The following is a 20566-nucleotide window of genomic DNA, read 5'->3' on the forward strand; positions in this document are numbered from 1 at the left end:
AAAATTTCAGACTTTAATCATATTAATTTATTTTAAGAGGTGAAAATATTAAACAAAAGACTATGATTATCTCATTACTTCTTCTTTTTGTAATGGTATTGTCAGTAAGCGCAACATTTGCAGCAGATGATGTTGTTGCCGTGGATGACGATGTTATTGCAGTTGAAGAGGGGGAAGTAACAGATGATGTGCTAACAGTTGAGGACAGTCCAGATGAACTGTCTGAAATTAATGTAGTAACCAAGGATAACTTTGGAGATTATTTTGATGAAACTGGAAAACTGACTTCAGATGCTGATGAATTGGTGTTTGAAGGAGATTTCAGCGAACTGGATATTTCAGCAATCACAATTGCAGGTGATAATCCTGTTAAATTCACAGGTAACGGTGCAACATTTAAAAATGTCCAATTCATGATTAGTCAATCTGGTGTTACAATTGACGGGTTCAATTTAGTGACAGATGAAGACAATCAACATTCCAGATTAATATGGATTATCAGCGAAGACGATATATTCAACATTACTTTATCTAACAACAATATAACATTCATCGCCCCTGGTGATGATGATGCATATGCAATCTTTGCAGGTGCTGAAGAAGCAATGGGCAGTGCCCCAATCTTCGGATTGGACATAATTAATAACAACATTACTTATGTGGGCACTAACGAAACTAAGAAAAACAATGTCATCCGTGTAAATGGAAACACTTATGATGAAGATTATGACTTTGCACCTTCCGATGTCATTACAGTTCAGGGAAATACTTTTGATATTCAAATGCCTTCAATTCCAATAGGCTATGATAAAATAACATATGCTTCAACCCCTATGTCTGAAGGTATTGTATTCTATTACTGTAATAATGTTAAATTTATTGGTAATAAAGTAAATATCAGATACAATAAAGTGGGAGGAGATTATGACACTATCAATGTAGTTGCCGTATACTCTGATTACATGGTCGATTTAATGGAAGGCCCATGTCAAAAAATTGAAATTAAGGACAATAAAATCATAGGTGCCGGACATAATAGTATGTATGCGATTAAAGTGTCAGCTGACCAATTTGAGGTTTCAGGTAATGAAATCGAGGTTTCCAGTGAGGAATATTATACTAATGGTATTAGTGTTGATGGACCGGCTTCCAACGGTATTGTAAAAAACAACAACATCACTCTAAATGCCCCTACCTCAAAACTTACAGCTTCCTACGGTATTTACGCATGGCAAATGTATGGTGCAATTAGTAACGTAACTTATGAATCCAATAATATTTCAGTCAATTCCTATCTTGCTTGTGCTATGGAAATCGCTCAGCCTGACTCAGTTATCAAAAACAATAACATCTTTACAAGTGGTAACTTTACTTATGGTATTGCTGCAAGTATCAAACCAGATTCCAGTAAAGCAATCATTGAAAACAACATTATCATCTGTTCAGGTAATAATGAAGGATTTGGTAGTGGAGACCCAATTTTAAAAACCGGATCTGCTGGTATTTCAACATTAGGTAGTGCGGACATTAAAAACAACAAGATTGCGTCTTCTTGTGTTGGTGTTATCAGTGTTGGAGAGAATGAAAATGATTTTGAAGTCATTTTGGAAAACAACACCATTGGCGTATTTGCTTGTGGAAATTTGGATAATTATGCAGTAAAAGTCACCGAAATAGGCATGTTAGCAATGACTGGAAATAACATCACTTTCGTCGGCAAAACTGATGGTCAAGTTGTTACAAATGGTGTTTATATCTTTGAAACTAAGGCAGTTGTCCAAAATAATGAATTTGATCTTGTAATTCCGGCAGCGGATATAATTTACGGTCCTGCTCCAACTTATGAGGAAAAGATTATTGCTGAAGGTATTGTATTTGATTATATTGAAGATTTAGTATTTGGAAATAATAACGTCACTGTTTCTTACGGAGATATTGTAGGTTACTTTGATACTATCAGGGCTATAGATATAAGTAATTCAAATTTCCCAGAAATAACTGAAAATAGGATTAATGTAAAAGGTAATCAATACATCTATGCTCTTAAAGTATCCGGAAACCAATTTGAAATCATTAATAATAACATTACATCAACTTCAAATTATTATGCTAATGGTATTGACATTGAAAGTCCGGCCTCAGGTATTATTGTGGCTAATAATATTAATGTAACCGCTCCAAACAGTGCTTATCCTATTTATGCGGGTATGAACGGCCAAGACCTTTATGTCTTGATCGGGTATAATAACATTTCTGGTGAGGCATATTATGTTGTAGGTGTAGAAATTGGTGGTGATGAGGCTATCTTATACAAAAACAATATTGAAGTTAAAGGTAACCACACCATTGGTGTTGGAGCATATGTTAATAACTTAACAGTTGTTGAAAACACCATTGATTCATCCGCTTCCAATGAAGGTGATTTACCTATTTGGGACAATATGGGAACCGATACTACTGGTATTGAAGTGGCAAAAGGTAACTTTACTATTATTGATAATGTTGTTGAAACCACAGGATATTATGCGGCTGTTTTAGGTGATAATAGTGGTAATATTACTAATAACGATTTATTAAGTAGTAATGGTGCAGGTAACAATGCTATTATTGGATTAGGTAATATCAACGCCACTGGAAATCCTGAGACTAAAAATAAATACATAAAAGTTATTTTAGTTGCTGATGAATTCACTAAAGTATATGGAAGTGCTGACCAATTCATAGCTAAAGTCTTAGATGAAAATGGTCAACCTGTCGGAAACAAAACCATCAAATTGATAATTGATGGCGTAGTTTACACCACTGTTAGTGATTTCGACGGTAATGCAGCATTTGATATTGATTTGGTCCCTGATGAATATGGCGCTACAGTCAAATTTGATGGTGATTCCGATTATGGATTTAAATCAATTGTAACAATGATTACTGTAACCAAAAAACCTACTGCTTTCACAGCTCCTAACAAATCACTTTTAGTAACTGCAACCAAATCAGGATCCAACTACAAAATTGTCTTAAAAGATAATTCAGGTAATGTTTTGGCAGGTAAAAAAGTAACCATTACATTCAATGGTAAGACTTCCACTGCAACTACCAATGCTAAAGGTGAAGTAACCTACAAAGTTGCTGCAACAAAAGCGGGCAGTTATAAAATGACCATTAAATTTGATGGCGATGATAAATATGCAGCATCCACTGCAACTCCAACTATCAAAGTCACAAAAGAAGCAACCAAATTAACTGCTGCTAAAAAGACTTACAAAGCAAAAGTTAAAACCAAAAAATACACTGTAACTTTAAAAGACAGTAAAGGTAAAGCAATTAAAAAGGCTAAACTCACTTTAAAAATTAAAGGTAAAACCTACAAGGCCACCACTAACGCTAAAGGTAAAGCTATCTTTAAGATTAAAAAGTTAACCAAAAAAGGCAAATACACCGCTAAGGTCACATTCGCCGGCAATAACCTTTACAACAAAGTTGCAAAATCAGTTAAAATTACCGTCAAATAGAGATTTTTAATCTCTATATTTTTTTTATTTTTTAATGACCAACGCCTGAATCACTAATTTTTTCTAAAATATCAAACTTTATCCGATTCATCTATATTTCATTAGGTGCAACATATTTTTTAACAAAGACCATTAAGAATTATTAAATTGCCACTAAATAATTCAGTAAAAATAAGTTTTATCTATTAATTTAATTGGCTCTAAAAATAAGAAAATGGGGGGAAAGTAAATTAGTGAAAACTAATCTACTTCATTGCATCTTTGACCCTGTCGAAGAGTCCTCTTTCAACATGTTTGATTTCATCTCCGCTTATCTCAGCGAATTGATTAAGTAAATCTTTTTGTTTTTGACTTAATTTTTTCGGAACTACAACCTTGACAGTCACATACATGTTTCCTCTACCGTTGTGCTTTACGGAATTCATTCCCTGGCCTCTTAATTTGTAGACTGTTTCGCTTTGTGTTCCGGGAGCAATCTTGAATTCAACCTCTTTTCCCTCAATGGTAGGGATGCTTAAAACATCACCCAATGCTGCCTGCGGGAAGCTGACTTGCTGTTCCATGTATAAGTGGTCGCCTTCACGGGTGAATTTCTTGTGTCTTTTCACATGGACGGTTACAATCAAATCTCCTTCAAGGCCTGCCCTTTCACCGCAGTTTCCTTCACCGGATACTCTTAGGTGGTTGCCTTCATTGACTCCTTCGGGAATTTCGATTTTAATTGTTTTTGTTTTTCTTTTGCTTCCTTTACCGTGACAGTCATCACACGGGTCTGTAATTATCTTACCTGTTCCGCCACATTCTCTGCATGGACGCACATTCACCATCTGACCCAGGAATGTGTTGCTGACTTCTTTGATTTGACCGGTTCCGCCACAGGTGCTGCATGTTTCAGGTTCTGATCCTGGTTTTGATTTTGAACCGTGGCATGTCGGACATAATTCGCTTCTTGTGATTTTGATTTCCTTTTCACAGCCGTTGAATGCTTCTTCAAGTGTAATCGGAACTTCGGTGTAGATATCGGATCCCCTTTGAGGGCCGGTCCTTGCCCTTGAGCGTGAACCTCCTCCAAATCCGAACATGTCGAATATGTTTCCGATGTCGAATCCCTGGAAGATGTCTTCGAAGTTCACGTTTTGATAGAAGTCTTCTGCTGTAAATCCATCCATTCCGGCATGACCGAACTGATCATATCTTTGACGTTTTTCATCATCAGACAAGACAGCGTAAGCTTCACTAACTTCCTTAAACTTATCTTCCGCATCTGGTTCATCACAAACGTCCGGATGGTATTGCCTGGCTAATTTACGATAAGCTTTTTTAATTGTTTTTTCATCGGCGTTTTTGTCCACGCCTAGAACCTCATAATAATCTCGCTTGTCTGCCATTTGTTCACCTTAAAAAAAATAAATATAGAATAAATAATAGTTTTATTTTAATTGTTAGTTTTACTATTTTTTTGATTCTGATTCTGATTTGTTAAATAAACCTAAACAATCTTAATAAAACTGTATTATTTAATCTAATCGTCTTTTACTTCATAGTCTGCATCAATTGTGTCATCATCGCCGTCATCAGCACCTGCATTAGGGTCAGCTCCAGCTTGCTGTTGAGCTTGCGCTTCAGCTTGTGCTTGTTGGTAAATTCTTACACTGATTTCCTGAACTGCATTTGAGAGTTCATCAGACTTTGCTTTAATGGCATCAACGTCATCGCCAGCTATGAGTTCTCTTAATTCAGCTACAAGTCCTTCGACTTTAGTTTTTTCATCTTCAGATACTTGATCTTTGAGTTCATCTAAGGTTTTTTCTGAAGTGTAAATTAATGAGTCTGCATTGTTTCTGATTTCAATTTCTTCCTGTCTTTTTGCATCGGCTTCAGCGTTCATTTCCGCTTCTTTGATTTTCTGTTCGATTTCCTCATCGGACAATTTGGTGGATGAGGTAATGGTAATTGCTTGTTCCTTACCTGTTCCTTTATCTTTGGCGGTTACATTGATAATACCGTTTGCGTCGATATCGAAGGTCACTTCAATTTGCGGAACACCTCTTGGTGCAGGCGGAATGCCTATGAGCTGGAAACGTCCGAGTGATGTGTTGTCCGCAGCCATTTTTCTTTCCCCTTGCAGGACATTGATGTCTACTGAAGGCTGGTTGTCTGCGGCTGTGGAGAAAATTTGGCTTTTCTTGGTAGGGATTGTAGTGTTCCTTTCGATTAAGGTTGTTGACACTCCACCGAGGGTTTCGATACCTAATGATAATGGAGTTACATCCAACAATACGATATCTTTAATTTCACCAGCCAATACTCCTCCTTGAATTGCGGCACCCATGGATACACATTCCATTGGGTCGATACCACGTTCGACTGGTTTTCCTATGAATTTTTCAACGAATTGCTGTACGATTGGCATTCTGGTAGGTCCGCCAACCAAGATGATTTTATCGATTTCGGATTTGCTCATTTTAGCATCATCTAAAGCTTGTTGCATTGGTTTTCCTGATTTTTCAACAATTGAATCAACGAGCTCTTCCAATTTGGCTCTGGTAAGTGAGATAATTAAGTTTTTAGGGGTTCCGTCAGTTCCCATTGCGATGAACGGCAAGTTTACTTCAGTGGTTGTAGTGGTGGATAATTCGATTTTTGCTTTTTCGGCAGCTTCCCTTAATCTTTGAACTGCCTGATCGTTATCCATCAAATCGATGCCTTCTTGTGCTTTGAATTCATCAGCTAAGTATTTGATTAAGACGTTGTCCATGTCGGTACCACCGAGTTGGGTGTCCCCGCTGGTTGATCTTACTTCAAAGACTCCTCCACCGAATTCCATGATGGTTACGTCCAGGGTACCTCCACCTAAGTCGTATACCATAATGTTCATGTCTTCTTCGTCAGCTTTGTCAAGACCGTATGCGAGGCTTGCTGCGGTCGGTTCGTTTACGAGCCTTACAACATCCAGTCCTGCAATGGTTCCTGCGTCTTTTGTTGCGGTCCTTTGGTTGTCGTCAAAGTATGCAGGTACGGTAATTACGGCTTTTTGAATAGGTTCTCCGAGGAAGGTTTCTGCATCCTTTTTGATTTTCTGTAGGATGAATGCGGAAATTTCCTGTGGGGAGTACTGTTTTCCGTTTACAGTAACTTTGTGGTCTGTACCCATGCTTCTTTTGATTGCGCTGATTGTGTTTTCAGGGTTGGTTACTGCTTGTCTTCTTGCAGGTTCACCGACCAGCATTTGACCGTCTTCGGTAAATGCAACGTAACTTGGGAATGATTTACCGTATTGGCTTGCACCTTCAGCAGATGGGATTGTAGTTGGTTTTCCCCCTACAAGCACGGATGCTGCTGAGTTACTGGTACCTAAGTCAATTCCAATGATTTTTTCTTTTTTAGCGTCAGACATAAATTATCACCTTTATTTTTTTTAATATAATTATTTAATAAACATTATTTTTTACAAACTATAACTTTTGAATATTTTAGAACTTTATCCTTGTACATGTAGCCTTTCATCAGCTCTTCGATGATGTATCCGTTCTCGACTTCATCGGATTCCTGAACCATTAAGGCCTCATGTCTGTTCAAGTCGAATTTTTCACCTTTTGCAGGTATTTCTTCCACTCCTTCTTTTGCGAGCACGTCACTAAATTTATTGTAGATAAGTTCCACACCTTTTCTTAAGTCTTCATCTTTTTCAGTTTCTAAAGCTCTACCGAAGTCTTCGTAGCAGTCTAAGAATTCTTTTATTACGTTTTCATTTGCGAATTTTAAAAGTTCCTTGTTTCTCTTGTCTGTAATTTTCTTGAAATTTTCGAAATCTGCTTGAAGTCTTTGTGATAGTGCGATGTATTCTTGAGTGTCTTCCTCGGATTTTTCGAGATCGGCTTTGAGTTTTTCAATCTCTTCATCCTTTGAAGCCATCTCTTCAAGAAGCGCATCATATTTTTCCTGAATATCTGTGGTTTCAACTTCAGTTTCGCCTTTATTTTCATCAGTCATAGTCACACCTTTTTTAGGTTATTTGAAAAACCTATGTAATAACTCTTAACCGAGAATACAAACTTTTAGGTTTTTAATATTGGTTTTTGGGAATTTATGGACATATAGGAAAATGGTTCATCATTTAAGAGCTATTACTTTAAGTTTTTCGCGACCAAATATTAAAGTAACCAAAAGTTATCTTTCTCTTACATTATTATAGTAACAAAAAGTTATATAAAGGTTTCGATACATAATGTATAAACATGACTGATACAAACGACATTGAGAAAAACAAAAAATCCCGCAAAAATGCCGGCGTGGCCAATGGCCATATAGAAATCAGGGGACCTTACAATGACCCTGTCGATGACATTGATGTGGAAGATATCCTTGATGTAATGGGTTGTAAGACTAGAAGAGATATTATAAATCTTTTAAGGGAAGAACCTATGTTTGTAAGTGAAATCTCCAATGAACTGGACATTGGCCAAAAGGCCATTATCGCACACTTGCGTGCCATGGAAGATATAGGTATCCTTAATTCTTCTTATAAAAAGATTTTAAGAGGTCGTCCACGTAAATACTACGATTTGCAAAACGAAGTCAACATCCACATTACCATTAACAGGAACAACTTTGATGTAAGATTCACAGACGACATGCTCAACACATTGCAGCTGCCATCAGGTGACGAATGGTCCAAATTGCTGGACATCGAAAAAAGAATTGATGACGGTCAGCTCGAAGCGATTGATGAGCTGAAAAATCAAATCAGATTATATGGTAATCTCCTGGAAAGGGCTGAATACATTCTTGAGAGAACCATTAAAAATAGATAATATTGTTTGAATTAATTTTCAAACACTTTTTTTTAAATTTTTTTAGCCACAATACTTTGACCTAAAGAAACAGATCCATCTCCTGCACATGTATCCAGGTGCTGAATGAAATTATAATCATTATTTTCAATATAATTTTTAACGCAATTGGTAATCGCCTCGTTGTAAAACACTCCGCCGGTTGCTCCGATATCTCTTAGTTTTTTCTTATCTGCTGCCTGAATTGCAAGTTCGCTTAATCCACTTGCAACTGCAATTTGGCCTGCAGATGCAACATCTGCCTTTTTCTCGCCATTTTGATATAATTTAACAACTTCCCGCAAGATTTCAGTAGTGTTCAATTGGTTATTTTCAATCATTACCGGAATTTCCAGTTCTTTTGTAGAGTAATATGCCGCAGATTCAAGTTTCATTGAGCATTCGCCTTCATATGTTCGCTCATGGCAGATTTCCAATGCAACTGCCATTGAATCAAGGACTCTGCCTGTACTTGTAGTGATTCCAACATTAATTCCCGCATCAATTTGCTTTTTGATGTTCCTGATTTCAATCTCGCCATATTTGAAGTAATCATAATACGGTTTAATCAGTTCATCATCCTTCAGGATACTTGCAAGCATTCTTGCAGGATATCTGGTCGCAACATCTCCGCCGGGCATCAGCTGAGGTTCCAGATGACCCATTCTTTCAAAGGACTTGATATCAGTATAAAGGATTTCCCCTCCCCAGCTTGTTCCATTGCTGCCGTAACCCACTCCGTCTGCGGAAATGCTGATCATTTCATCTATTCCATGGTCGTTTGCAAGCGCTACTGTATGGGCATGATGGTGCTGGACAGGTAAGACTTCAGCATCATATTTTTCGGCCAATTCATGTGCCAGACGTGTAGTGAAGAAGTGAGGATGCATATCACAGGCAATAACATCAAATTCCTTGATTTTTGTGATTTGCTCCATGTTTTCAATGGCATTCCTTAAAAACATCAATGTTTTCGGCTTGTTCGTATTTCCTATATGCTGTGAAGGATACACCTTATCTCCGCGGGCCATTGAGAATGTAACGTCAAGTTCCGGTCCCAATGCCAGCACATCCAAATCGTTAACATCATAGCTGATTGTATAAGGTTCCGGAGTATATCCTCGTGAACGCCTGATGAATGACAATTCATTGTTTCTGAATCTGATAACCGAATCGTCACATCTATTCAATATCCTGCGGTTATGGACAAGAGAGTAATCATTAACTCCGCCTATGATTTCTTCGTTTTCAATCATCATAGGCTCGCCGGGAATATTTGCCGAAGTCATTACATAAGTGTCAATGTCTCCCTCATCAAATAATAGATAATGCATTGGAGAGTATGGAAGCATCACTCCGATATTGTGAAGTCCCGGAGACAGGGATTCGGGGAATCTGTAACCGTTATTTTTCTTTAGGATGACGATAGGTCTTTTGTTTGAAGTTATGGTATTAATTTCCTTAGCAGTTAGCTGCGCATATTTTTCAAGGCTTTCCAAGTCCTTGCACATAACTGCAAAAGCCTGATTTGGACGATTCAGGCGTTTTCTTAACTCTTTGATAGCGTCATCATTATATGCATCAACAACGAGATGTGTTCCACCAATTCCTTTGATTGCAAGAATTTTTCCTTCTTTGAGAACTTCTGCACCTTTTCTGATAGGATTTTCAACATCCAATCTATCATTTCCTTTATAGATCGCCATTTGGGGCCCGCAGTCATTGCAGCATATTGCCTCCCCGTGATAACGCCTGTCAAGGGGCTGCCTGTATTCCACAAGACAGTCATCGCACAATGGGAAATCCTCCATCGATGTCCTCTCACGGTCATACGGTACGCTTTCAATGACAGTAAATCTCGGTCCGCAATCTGTGCATGCATTGAACGGATATTTATAGCGTCTGTCTTTTGGATTTCTGATCTCCTCAAGGCATTTATCGCAGATTGCAATATCCGGAGGTATTACGCTAACGCCGGAATAGCTGTCGCCGCTTTCAATAATTTCAAAATCAGAATAATTTTTCACCTCAATTTCCCGGACATCCATAGAATCTATTTTAGCTATTGGAGGAAGTTCTTCGGGAAGTCTTTTTACAAACTCTGAGGTATTTTCGCCTTCAACAATGATTTCAACCACATTTCCAAGGTTTCTGACAGACCCTTTGAGATTTAAATCCGCTGCCAGCCTGTATACATATGGCCTAAATCCTACTCCTTGGACTATTCCCTGTGTCAAAATCATTAAAGCATTCATTAAATTATAATATTGTAAGTTAAATTTTATATAATTTTATCTTATATATTATATTATGAAAGATATTCTTGAAAGATTAATACGTGGTGAAATTGATATAAGTGAAGCCGAACAACTTCTAAAGGCCAACAACATTCTGGAATTTGATGATATTGCCAAGTTCGATGCTCAAAGAAGTGACAGAACAGGTTTTCCAGAAGCCGTTTTCTCACCAAGTAAGGATTATGATGATTTAATCGCAATAATTAAGAATTATCTAAAAAAAAGCAATGAAGATTTAATAATTACAAAATTATCACCTGACCGCTTTGAAAAAATCATTGAGGATTTGGGTGAGAACTCATATATTTTCGACTATAACAAAAGAGCCCAGATTTTAATAATCAGAAAAGAAATCACTGAAAAAGAACCAATTGCAAAAATCGGAATCATAACAGCAGGAACATCTGACATCAATATTGCCGAAGAGGCAAGGGTAATTATTGAAGAGGGAGGATGTGAAGCGATTACATCATATGATATTGGAGTTGCAGGGATCCACAGACTATTTCCGCAAATCGCCCACATGGTCAGTGAAGGCGTAAGGGCCTTTATTGTTTGCGCTGGAATGGAAGGGGCTCTGCCGTCAGTTGTTGCAGGCCTTGTAGATGTGCCGGTAATTGCAGTTCCAACTTCAGTAGGGTACGGCGTTGGCGAAGGAGGAAGAGTGGCTCTCGATGCAATGCTTCAGTCATGTGCACCGGGAATAGCAGTCGTGAATATAGATAACGGGTTTGGTGCTGCAGTATTTGCATTAACTATTGTAAATAGTGATTCAAAATGAAATACGAAACATTAAATCCCGAAAGGCACGACCTTTTTAAAGTGGCCGAACTGGTTTATGACGTTGATTATAGAACCTTCGACATGCTCTTCAAATCAAAGGACAGTGCAGTGAAAGCCATTGCTAAAGATTTGCCAAAACGTGGAATCGGCGATTATTTTAAGGTTATTTTCGATGATGACGGTAAAATTATTGGCATGCTGATGATTTATACCTCAGAAGTCTCCCATAAATTTTATCTGAAATCCCCAAGATTATTCATCGTCGATATTCTGGACCATTTTGTCCTGGCAGACATTGAAGAGGATGACCTGTATCTGGCGGAAATCGCAATTGACTCTGAATTGAGGGGACAGGGCATCGGCAGAAAAGTCATTTGTGACGTAATCAATTATGCAAAATCCAAAAATTACAAAAGGGTAACAATCGACGCCGACTTCAGAAATCATGGCGCTAAAAGATTATATGAGAAAATCGGTTTCAGGCAATTCAATAAAAAAAGAGTCAAAATCGGAAATTTTGAAAGGGGAATGACCAATATGGAATTAATCCTTTAATGGGATTTTCTTGATTGCATCATAAACTCTTTTACAATTGTTCTTATCGTTATACAGGAAGAATTCATCGATTCTTTCTGAATATTTGTCTTTTATCCGGCAATCGTTTTCAATATATTCCATAATCAGGTTCACCAAATCGTCCTCAGTGCGCACAACCTCTCCGAATCCCATGGTTTCATAATCGAAATAGCCGTCTTTCAAGTCAAAATGATAGTCGGAGCCGTATTGGTAGTAGATCACCGGCTTGTGGAGATATGAAAAATCAAATGCCACTGAGGAATAATCCGTAATCAGCAATGATCCGTTGTTGAAGAGTGTCTGATATCTGATTCTGTCGTAGTCTATGGTGACGTAATCGTTTTTATCAAAAAGTTCAATAAAGTCATAAACTTTTGGATGAGGTCTGAATATTATCTCATAGTTATTTTCCTTACATATTCTAATTAGTTTTTCATTGTTAAGCAATGAATTGAATTTTTTAAAGAATTCTGTTTCTTTAATGTAGTCATCGGATTTTCGGGTCAGATACCTTCTCCATGAGGGCATGATGATTATCTGCTTTTTGTCTTCGTTGTTTTCCAATGTGTCATATCTTGGAAGGCCAAGCAATTGGACTACATTTTCATCATAATTATAATGGTGCTTGAATATTGATTCATATTCGAGGGGAGCGCTGGTTAAAAAGAAGGCCAAATTCATGTTATACTTGTTTAACCAGGATGAAATGTCATCCTTAATTATCCCATGCTGCAAGAATACGTTATTCGATTTTAAAAGTCCTGCAATATGAGGATATGTTCCCCAGAAAGGATAAATTATCTCATTGTCAGGATGGGATGTAACGATATTTTCCACAAACATTCCAAGGAATCGGTGTTTGATTGATTTAAATGGAATGACTTTGCCGATTTTTTTCATTTCTTCAAAATCAGGGCTGTCCTTTTTTATTATGAAATATTTTTCAATGTCATTGTCTTTATTTATGGCATATCTGAAGAGATGCATTCCGTTATCGTCTGCAACTTCAGGACGGTCCATGAAAAACCATATTCTCTTATTTCTTAAAAAAGGATATGCTGCCATATACATCATTCTGAAAGGAATCCCTACCTTATAGCCAGGTTTTCTTTCTTTCAACATATGTATTGTGGCTTTTATTTCCTGCTTCAACCAGTTGATCGTATTTTTCCTTTTGAGGATGATTTTATTGCCGTTCAATACGCTCAAATAGTTTTTTGATTTTGCATAACCCACGACTTTAGAGAAGTTGCAGGGCCTTGCAAAGTCAATATTTAATTTTTCATCGCCATTTCTAAATTCGATTTCAAAGGTATTGTCTTTTGAGAGGGGTATCCTAAACTCAAATGAGCAATCCCTGCAGTAAGTGTAGTCCAGGTATGTCTTATCCCTTTGAGGAAATCTCAGTTCATTGGTTTTGATTTCAGTGCCGTTAACAAACGCCCTGATGTCGCTTTCATTAATCTGAGAAAAATGAGCTAAGACATATAATTCATCGTCAATTATATCGTAGATATCTATATAAACGGTATCAAACTCCAATCTAGAAAATATAGGATTGGAAACATCCCCATATTTCAATAAGAATGCATTAATCTTTTGATTATTGTTCATGAACCTGTAATTGAGGATTATGTCGTCATCGATTTTTTGGATTGCATTTTCCAATGACAGTTTAAATTCATTCATTTCATTTTCGCCCAGAATCTCTGGAATGTTTTTGATTTTAAGCATCCATGCTATATCATACATTACAACATTTTGTATAAATTTGGGAACGTTTCCATATTTTTCACGGCTTTTATCCATCAGATAATTGAAATAATTCTCAATTCTGTGTGTGTAATATTTCTTGTTTGATTGTGAATTGTTGATGATGGAGCTGTTGTCTTCCCGTTTGCGGTAGTTGTATTGTCCTTCACAGCACAATCCAATATTCGGATTGTTGATTAACACTTCATTTACAACCACAACGTCCTCGGATGTGACTATGTCCGGAAATTCGATATTTTTTAATGCGGTTCTTCTGATAAAACTTGACGGACCGGATAACTGATAGCAGTCGGGATTTTCAATAAGGTTGACTTTTTGGGTTTTTTCAAATTTATAGTTCAAGTAATGGGGGCCGGTCCTGCTTTCAAAAAAGTATATGGGTATTGACACTAAATCAACATCGTCATGTTTTTTAAAAAAGTTCAAAACACTCTTGAAGGTCTCTTTGGAAATGTAATCATCACTGTCCAGAAAATTAACATATTCTCCGTCGGCATGGCTCAAACCAATATTTCTGGCCGTTGCAGGGCCAAGATTTTCATCATTTCGAATATATCTGAAATTGTTTGGATATTCGCTTAAATACTCTTTACAGATAGCCTCTGTCCTGTCGGAGCTTCCATTATCTACTATGATTGTCTCGATATTGTCTTCAAATCCAATAGTCTGGGATATCAGTGAATTTAAACATTCTTTTATCCAATTTTCAGAATTATAAGCAGCAATGACTACTGAAAATTTCAAGGGCATTGAGCACTTACTCCTGTGATTTTTTATAGTCCGGTTTAATAGTTTCAGCTAAAAAGTTTAAATTCTTGTCAATTTGGTTAATATCATTAAATCCTGAACATTTTAATAAAAATGTATGATTATATGTGTTTAAATAGGAAACTGATAGGTTAAGTGATTCCGTATCTGAATAATTTTGATAATGGATTGTATAAAGTTCTCTATCTTCTGTAATATTTTTCACATTATCCAGAATTTCAATATCAGGATTATTTGAAAAAGATTTGTTCTTTTTGTCAATCTCGTCTAAAGCAAATTCCCCTTTACCCAAGTCCTTAATAAATATTTTTTCAGGGTGATTCTTTTGATACAAGGAGATGCTGCTTGAATCAGATCCTCCAACTGAAAATCCAGGAGGCAATACTGCAGTAGACTTGTTTATATCTATAATTGCATTTCCAACAGTATCTGAATTGGATACAACAAAATATCCGCAGCATACTGCGAGTATTATTATTATCAATATTAATATCCATCTTCTGTCCATATTATAACCTATTTTTTGTCTGATTTTGCACTTTTAACGTATGCGTCACAGACCTCATTTACTTCTCCTTCCATCACTAAATGTCCGTTTTCAATCCAGATGCATTTGTCGCAGATATCCCTGATTTGTCCGATTGAATGGGAAACAAGAAGCACTGTCACACCATCTTTCATCATTGACCTAATCTTGTCGGAACTTTTTTTCCTGAATTTAATGTCCCCGACGGAAAGGATTTCGTCAATGATTAGGATATCCGGATTGACCAATGTGGCGATTGAAAAACCTAATTTAGCACGCATACCTGAAGAATAATTCTTGACCGGATAGTTAATGTATTCTCCAAGTTCAGAAAATTCCAGGATTTCATCATATTTCTCATTAATGAACTCCTCTTCCATACTTAAAAAAGCACCATTAAGGTAAATGTTGTTTTTTCCAGTATAGTTCTTGTCGAAACCTGCACCTAACTCAAGCAATGGCGCAACCTTTCCATTAATAGTGATGTTTCCGTATGTAGGTTCATAGATTCCTGCCAATATCTTTAAAAGAGTACTTTTCCCGGCACCATTGAATCCAAGAATTCCCATACGGTCACCTTTATAAACGTTAAATGTAATATCATCTAAAACCCTAATCTTTTGTTTTTCTTTCTTATTTTTCTTCAGGGTTCTGATAACATATTCTTTAAGGGTGTCAATTTTATCTTTTGTGACTTTGAATTCCATTGTTAAATGCTCTACTTTAATTGCAATATTGTCGTCGATTACCGGCACATTTTCCTTGTCTTCTCCGGTTATGAAACTTGCAATTTTGCCTTTAACACTCATAATAAAACCTTTTTTATATTTCTAATGCCAATTTTTTCTCATAGATGCTGAATAATAAAATTCCAATACCCAATGCCGCAATTGAAAATGTTGCAAGATAGGCAAGGGTTCCTACATTAGGCATAACTCCGTAAACGACAGTTTCTCTAAAGCATGTGATTGCTGAGTAAACAGGATTCAATGTAAATATCACCTGAACGCTTGCGGGAACAATTTCAATCGGATAGAATAATGCGGATGCATACATTAAAATCAATGTGAATACATTATATAAGTGCCCTATATCTGAGAAATATGTGTTGCAGACAGCCAGAATCAATCCTATTCCGAATATTAGGAATACCAGGAATATGATTGGTATGATTGCAAAGATTGTTGTAAGATGGAATGAGGCACCTGTAATTAGCATCACTCCAAATAGGATAACAAATGATATTAGGAAGTTAATGAATTCGTAACATATTGCACTTACTGAAAACATGTATTTAGGAACATAAATCTTTTTTAACAGGTTAGCATTTGATTTGATGGAACGCATAGCTCCTTTTGTTGCAGCATTATAAAAATCGTAAATTACTCGCCCTGAAAGGAAATAAACCGGATAGTTTTCAATCTGACGGCCGAATAACATTGAAAAAATTGCTGTAAATACTAACATGATTAGCAGAGGGTTTAGGAAACTCCATAAGATTCCCAGAACGGAATCCTTGTATTTGGAGGTCAAATCCCTTTTCACTAACTGTTTTAATAAGAATTTTTTTTCAGATAATGTATCAAACATTGTTTAACCAATTTTTTAATTTATTTATTATATTATAATTATTAATTATATATTTTATTTTCGTCTTCTAGCAAATTCCTCGTAGATTTCGTCGAGTTCCACGCCTTTGTGGACTAGAAGCAATAATGTATGAAAGATTAAATCAACAGATTCATAAACTAAATTTTCATCATTTTTAGAAGCTATTAAAACCTCTCCGGCTTCTTCAGCTATCTTTTCGAGAATCTTATCCTCCGCTTTTTTGTCGCTGTCTTTCATGATGTTGGAGGTGTATGAATCAATCGGATTGTCTCTTCTTGACTCCAATACTTCGTAAACCTCTCTGATAATTTCATCATTGCTCATTAATCGTCACCTTTTGATTCTTGATTCTGTAAACTTTCAGTCAATGCGATTAATGGGTGTTTATCATCATCGATGATTTCAATATCATCAAAAGTTCTGATTCCTGCTTTATCGGCAGTTTTTTCCATACCCAATTTGATGTCCTTGCCCAAATCAACAACATATGAGTCAACGGTCTTATAACCTTTCTGTGCTGAAGCCACTGCTCTGTGGTGGCCGTCAACCAAAATCCATCTGTTGCCGGTTTTCACAACGATTGCAGGTTCAGCCAAACCTTTTTCCAATTCGTATGCCCTGCCTTCAAGTTCATCAGCATAAACCCTGTCCTGTGTAGGCCTTAGCTTATCGGTCTCAACGGGCATATGCTTTAGGGTTGTCTTGATGCCGTAAAGTTGTTCCATGGTCTTTTTAAAGTATTCCACTTTATTGGGGGTTGACCTTTCGATGTGTGACCTGACCATGTCAGTGTTTGTGATGATGCCGACCAGCGCTCCATTAGAATCCACAACAGGCATTCTTGAAATGCCTCTTCTAAACATCACTCTGGAAGCGTCATTGATGGATAAGTTCTGATTAGCGACGACTAATTTTGTACTCATTATTCCTGAAACCTTATCTGCCCATTCTTTTGAAACCACATCGAATGCAGTTACCATTCCAACCAATTTGTTGTTCTCGACTACAGGGTAACTGTTGTGACGACTCTCTTTCATAAGTTCTATAACTTTTTCAGTTTCAGTATCCGGAGAAACGCAAATTACATTTTCGGTCATGTAATCTTTAACAAAAGACTTTTTTTCTCCCATGATAGTTCCTCCCTATTCGATATTTTCTCTTAAGAGTTTTACAGTCTCGCCAGGGTCTGCTTTTCCACGGGTTATTCTCATTACTTGACCTACCAGGAAATTAAGTGAAGCTTTTTGACCAGCCAAATAATCGTCGACAGCTTTAGGATTTTCTTCAATGGCCTGTTTGACAGCAGCCAATACTTCATCTTCGTTTACCACACCTAACAATCCTAATTCTTCAGCAATTTCTTTAGGTGATTTATCGTTGTTTGGCATCTGTTCAATGATCTTGTGGGCCGCTTTAGCTGTGATTTCCTTGCTTTCAATCATTTTCAAGTATTCGACTAAATCCTTGTCTGTGATTCCGCTGTCTGCGAAGTCCAATTTATTATATGACAATACTCTTTTAAGTTCATCTCTCATCCATTTGGCTGCAAATTTTGAATCGACTTCTTTTACAACCTCTTCATAAGCGATAGCCAAATCAAGTTCGGAAGTAAGTACCTTAGCGGACTCTTCATCAATGCCATACTCTTCAACAAATCTTTTCACTTTGTTGTGCGGCGCTTCAGGCATTATGTCCAAAACCTTCTGGATGGCTTCATCTGAGATTTGCATCGGAGGCAGGTCAGGATCAGTAATGAATCTGTAATCATCAGCATCTTCTTTCATCCTCATACCTACAGTAATCATTTGTGATTCTAGGTATGCACGTGTTTCCTGTTTAACTTCAACTCCTCTTTTCACCAGATTCTTTTGCCTAATGAGTTCAAAGTTCAATGATTTGTAGGCTCCTTTAATGGAGTTGATGTTTTTCATTTCAACTCTGTTTCCGCCATTGATTGAAATGTTCACGTCTGCCCTCATTGTACCTTCTCCACGGGCAGCGCCACTGTATTGCAAAACACGAATCAATTCCTTTAGGAAATTTCTTGCTTCTTCAGGGGATTTTATATCCGGTTCGGTAACAATTTCAACTAATGGGATTCCGGAACGGTTGAAGTTGACGGTACCTCTGTCAGGTTTAAATTGTCCAGGGTCTTCTTCAACGTGAATTTCCCTTATTCTGATTCCATTCAATTCACCGTTTATTCCGATTGGAACGGAGGTTCTCTGATAACCGGATGGCAAATCAGGATAGTCGTAGTGTTTTCTCATAAAGTATGTAACACCTTGATCAATTTCACAGTTAAGCATTAAAGCAATCATTAAAGCATTTTCCAATGCTTTTTCATTTGTAGGATGTGGCTTTGCACCTGGCTGATTAAGACAAACCGGACAGATGTTTGTATTAATAGGTGCGTCCTGATAATTTGTAGGACAGTCACAGAATAATTTTGATTGAGTTTCTAATTGTACGTGGATTTCAAGTCCACACATCATATCGACATCGTCACTAATAATAATTCCTCCATTTAGGATAATTTTTATATTATAATAATATTTGTTTTATGGGATTTATAAAGATTTTTAAAAAAAGCGATTTAATATTTATTTTTTAAAGATTCTTTGACATATCTTTTGATGAATTTATCTAAATTCGGTGAAATTTCGCTGTATTCGGGACCTAATTTAGATTTGTCGGTAAATGTTCCTTTTAATTGTCTTCTGGCCCATTTAACTTCTTCTTCAACTCTTTTTCCATATTTGGTTCCAAACATTTTGAATAATGGGAATTTGGTAATTCCATTAGCTCCGCTTAAAATCAGTATTCCTATGTTTGCCAGGTTGTCAATCCATGTTCCGCAGATTATTTCGATATCGGGGAATGCCAATCTTACTTGGGCTACAACCTGAGCATAGTAAAGTGAAGCCGGCTGGGATGAGTTTGCATAGACAGTTTCCTTATGGGGATTTAGAGAATAGAAAATAACCCTGTCGATTTCATGTTCTTTTATGTAATCTATTATATAATCGACATCATCCAGGGTTTCTCCAAGGCCCAATATGATTGTGATTGCCTTTTTAAATCCCAAATCTCCTGCAACATCCAGCATGTTGCTGATGTCCTCTAGTTTTTTGGAGGGACAAACCCTGTTGTGGATTTCAGGATTGGCAACTTCAACTGCACCTGTGATTCCTTTAATCTCGCTGCCGTATTGGTCCAGATCATCAGTAATGCCGGTGTTTAACCAGACTCCATCTCCGGTAATGTCTTTTATAGTGGCGGCAATCTCCTTTATTTCCTGAGTTGTGAATGATTTGTATCCTCCTGACAAAAATTCGATATTCCAGTCAAGACGCTTGCACATTTCAGCTTCTGCATAAATATTTGAAACATTGCGTCTGGCCTTGGTCGGATCTTTAATCTTTTCTTTTTGTGTGGACATATAACAGAATGCACAATCTCCTTTATCACACCACCAAGATAAAAATACCGCTCTTTCAAGAGTAACTAAATCGCCGTGATTTTTTAGAGTGGTTTCATTAGCATTTTTGATTAGGCCAAATATGTCAGAATCCATATTTGTATATATGAGGCTCAATGTTTATAAATAATAGCAATTTAAAATAATTTCCATTTAATGTTTTTTCGTGAAAAATTTGAAATAATCAAAACCTTTATATACTATGTTTAGAATAATTATTATTACTGTTTAAAGTCTTTTGATTTTTTATCATGGGTTTTATTTGGTTAAGTTGGATGGGTGTCTCATGCCATCGTAGCTCAGTAGGTAGAGCGTTCGGCTGTTAACCGATTGGTCACAGGTTCGAGCCCTGTCGATGGCGCTTTTGGGCCCATAGCTTAGCCAGGTAGAGCGTCCGGCTCATAACCGGA

The 20566-nt window shown here is 36.9% G+C and carries 15 protein-coding genes, 1 tRNA gene and 1 pseudogene; 5 read left to right on the forward strand and 12 right to left on the reverse strand.

Translation table 11 applies throughout. The features are described 5' to 3' along the window. Positions 1 to 62 precede the first annotated feature (62 nt). Positions 63 to 3509: an Ig-like domain repeat protein gene (locus tag IJF99_RS00275; RefSeq protein ID WP_292790485.1), complete on the forward strand. Its 3447-nt coding sequence runs from the start codon at positions 63 to 65 to the stop codon at positions 3507 to 3509. Between the two features lie 245 nt (positions 3510 to 3754). On the opposite strand, the gene dnaJ is transcribed toward IJF99_RS00275, so the two are convergent. The 3 genes from dnaJ to IJF99_RS00290 all read right to left on the reverse strand — a co-directional run bounded on the left by dnaJ (position 3755) and on the right by IJF99_RS00290 (position 7502). Next, positions 3755 to 4897 carry a molecular chaperone DnaJ gene (dnaJ, locus tag IJF99_RS00280; RefSeq protein ID WP_292790488.1) on the reverse strand — a complete coding sequence of 381 codons (1143 nt, stop codon included), beginning with the start codon at positions 4895 to 4897 and terminating at the stop codon, positions 3755 to 3757. A 134-nt stretch (positions 4898 to 5031) separates the two neighbouring features. Further along, a complete protein-coding gene (gene dnaK / locus IJF99_RS00285; protein ID WP_292790490.1) occupies positions 5032 to 6906 on the reverse strand; it encodes a molecular chaperone DnaK in 1875 nt (624 codons plus the stop codon). Between the two features lie 44 nt (positions 6907 to 6950). Next, entirely contained in the window at positions 6951 to 7502 is a 552-nt protein-coding gene (locus tag IJF99_RS00290) for a nucleotide exchange factor GrpE (protein ID WP_292790493.1), read from the reverse strand. Between the two features lie 245 nt (positions 7503 to 7747). Between IJF99_RS00290 and IJF99_RS00295 the strand changes: the two genes are divergently transcribed. Continuing rightward, positions 7748 to 8323, forward strand: coding sequence for an ArsR family transcriptional regulator (locus tag IJF99_RS00295; protein ID WP_292790496.1), 576 nt, complete (start codon positions 7748 to 7750; stop codon positions 8321 to 8323). Between the two features lie 32 nt (positions 8324 to 8355). Here IJF99_RS00295 and hypF read toward each other — a convergent pair whose 3' ends face one another. After that, on the reverse strand, positions 8356 to 10596 hold the full coding sequence (gene hypF, locus IJF99_RS00300) for a carbamoyltransferase HypF (protein WP_292790499.1): 2241 nt from the start codon (positions 10594 to 10596) through the stop codon (positions 8356 to 8358). A gap of 55 nt (positions 10597 to 10651) precedes the next feature. On the opposite strand from hypF, the gene larB reads away from it, so the two are divergent. After that, positions 10652 to 11419, forward strand: coding sequence for a nickel pincer cofactor biosynthesis protein LarB (gene larB, locus IJF99_RS00305; RefSeq protein ID WP_292790502.1), 768 nt, complete (start codon positions 10652 to 10654; stop codon positions 11417 to 11419). After that, positions 11416 to 11976 carry a GNAT family N-acetyltransferase gene (locus IJF99_RS00310; protein WP_292790505.1) on the forward strand — a complete coding sequence of 187 codons (561 nt, stop codon included), beginning with the start codon at positions 11416 to 11418 and terminating at the stop codon, positions 11974 to 11976. The genes larB and IJF99_RS00310 overlap by 4 nt, the downstream gene beginning before the upstream one ends. On the opposite strand, the gene IJF99_RS00315 is transcribed toward IJF99_RS00310, so the two are convergent. From IJF99_RS00315 to IJF99_RS00350, 8 genes and pseudogenes are all read right to left on the reverse strand, one after another. Further along, complete coding sequence (locus IJF99_RS00315) at positions 11965 to 14520, reverse strand: CDP-glycerol glycerophosphotransferase family protein (RefSeq protein ID WP_292790507.1); 2556 nt, start codon at positions 14518 to 14520, stop codon at positions 11965 to 11967. The two genes, IJF99_RS00310 and IJF99_RS00315, sit on opposite strands and share 12 nt — an antisense overlap. Positions 14521 to 14527: 7 nt before the next feature. Then, positions 14528 to 15046, reverse strand: a complete 519-nt coding sequence (locus tag IJF99_RS00320) for a hypothetical protein (protein WP_292790510.1) — start codon at positions 15044 to 15046, stop codon at positions 14528 to 14530. 8 nt (positions 15047 to 15054) lie between these two features. Beyond that, positions 15055 to 15804 (reverse strand): annotated as a pseudogene (locus IJF99_RS00325) (ABC transporter ATP-binding protein); the annotation flags it as partial. Between the two features lie 82 nt (positions 15805 to 15886). Further along, complete coding sequence (locus tag IJF99_RS00330) at positions 15887 to 16654, reverse strand: ABC transporter permease (protein ID WP_292790514.1); 768 nt, start codon at positions 16652 to 16654, stop codon at positions 15887 to 15889. A 54-nt stretch (positions 16655 to 16708) separates the two neighbouring features. Further along, complete coding sequence (hisE, locus tag IJF99_RS00335; RefSeq protein WP_292790516.1) at positions 16709 to 16999, reverse strand: phosphoribosyl-ATP diphosphatase; 291 nt, start codon at positions 16997 to 16999, stop codon at positions 16709 to 16711. Next, positions 16999 to 17805 (reverse strand): CBS domain-containing protein, encoded by an 807-nt coding sequence (locus IJF99_RS00340; protein WP_292790519.1) that lies wholly within the window; start codon positions 17803 to 17805, stop codon positions 16999 to 17001. The genes hisE and IJF99_RS00340 overlap by 1 nt, the downstream gene beginning before the upstream one ends. 12 nt (positions 17806 to 17817) lie before the next feature. Further along, complete coding sequence (gene gatB / locus IJF99_RS00345) at positions 17818 to 19170, reverse strand: Asp-tRNA(Asn)/Glu-tRNA(Gln) amidotransferase subunit GatB (RefSeq protein ID WP_292790522.1); 1353 nt, start codon at positions 19168 to 19170, stop codon at positions 17818 to 17820. Between the two features lie 101 nt (positions 19171 to 19271). Then, positions 19272 to 20252, reverse strand: a complete 981-nt coding sequence (locus IJF99_RS00350; RefSeq protein ID WP_292790525.1) for a radical SAM protein — start codon at positions 20250 to 20252, stop codon at positions 19272 to 19274. Between the two features lie 192 nt (positions 20253 to 20444). On the opposite strand from IJF99_RS00350, the gene IJF99_RS00355 reads away from it, so the two are divergent. Next, a tRNA-Asn gene (locus IJF99_RS00355) sits at positions 20445 to 20517 on the forward strand. The last annotated feature ends 49 nt before the right edge of the window (positions 20518 to 20566 follow it).

The organism is Methanobrevibacter sp. (assembly GCF_017406825.1).
GTDB lineage: Archaea > Methanobacteriota > Methanobacteria > Methanobacteriales > Methanobacteriaceae > Methanocatella.